Raw genomic sequence first — 1,047 nt, 5'->3', positions numbered from 1 at the left:
CGAGCGCCGCCCACCTCCTCGGCACCGACGAGTCGGGTCGCGACGTGCTGAGCCGCCTCCTCGCCGGAGCGGGCGCCTCCCTGCTGATCGGCGTGAGCGCCACGGCCATCGGGCTGGTGCTGGGCGCGCTGCTCGGAGTGGTCGCCGCGTTCGGCGGGCGGCTCGTCGACGGAGTGGTCGGCCGGATCCTCGAGGTCCTCTTCGCGTTCCCCGCGCTGCTGCTGGCGCTGCTGGTGATCGTGGTCACGGGCCCCGGAGTCGTCCCCGCGACGATCGCCGTCGGCCTCTCGACCGCGCCCGGGTACGCCCGCATCCTGCGCACCCAGCTCCTCGGCATCCGCGACTCCGGCTACGTCGAGGCGGCGCGCGTGCTCGGGCACTCGCCTGCCCGCATCCTGCTGCGGCACGTGCTGCCCAACACCTTCGCGCCCCTCGCCGTGCTCGCGACGCTGGGTGTCGGTCAGGCGATCGTCTGGGCGTCCGCCCTCAGCTATCTGGGCCTGGGAACCGAGCCGCCGGCGCCCGAGTGGGGCGCGATGCTCTCGGCAGGTCGCACTTACCTCGCGAGCGCCTGGTGGCTGACCGTGTTCCCCGGGCTCGCGATCGTGCTGACCACGATCGCGACGACGGTCCTCGGCGGGCGCCTCCGGGGGGTGCGGTGAGCGCGCTGGTCGTCGATGGCCTGCGGGTCGCGTTCGACGGGGTCGAGGTCGTGCACGGGATCTCGTTCCGGGTCGAGCCGGGGGAGTGCGTCGCGATCGTCGGCGAGTCCGGGTCGGGCAAGAGCGTCACCGCGCGGGCCCTGCTGGGGTTGAGCGGAGGCGCGGTGACCGGCAGCGTCCGTGTCGGCGGTGCGGAGGTGGTCGGCGCCGGCGAGCGCATCCTGCGGAGGCTGCGCGGTGGATCCGTGGGCTTCGTCCCGCAGGATGCGCTGCTCTCGCTCGACCCGCTGCGCCCGATCGGCCGCGAGATCGGCGATGCGTTCCGCCTGCACGGACGGCTGCCCGCGGCCGAGCGCGCGCGGCGCACGGTCGAGGTCCTGGCGAG

Annotated in this window: 2 protein-coding genes; both read left to right on the top strand. The window is 74.9% G+C overall.

Annotation, left to right across the window (positions count from 1 at the left end):
• On the top strand, positions 1-662 hold a 662-nt coding region (locus tag ACH61_RS15600), incomplete at its 5' end, for an ABC transporter permease (RefSeq protein ID WP_068213783.1).
• On the top strand, positions 659-1,047 hold a 389-nt coding region (locus tag ACH61_RS15595; protein ID WP_153038963.1), incomplete at its 3' end, for an ATP-binding cassette domain-containing protein. The genes ACH61_RS15600 and ACH61_RS15595, both read left to right, overlap by 4 nt.

It is taken from the genome of Rathayibacter tanaceti, from assembly GCF_001634385.1.
GTDB lineage: Bacteria > Actinomycetota > Actinomycetes > Actinomycetales > Microbacteriaceae > Rathayibacter > Rathayibacter tanaceti.
This window is presented reverse-complemented; position numbering and strand designations above follow the sequence as displayed.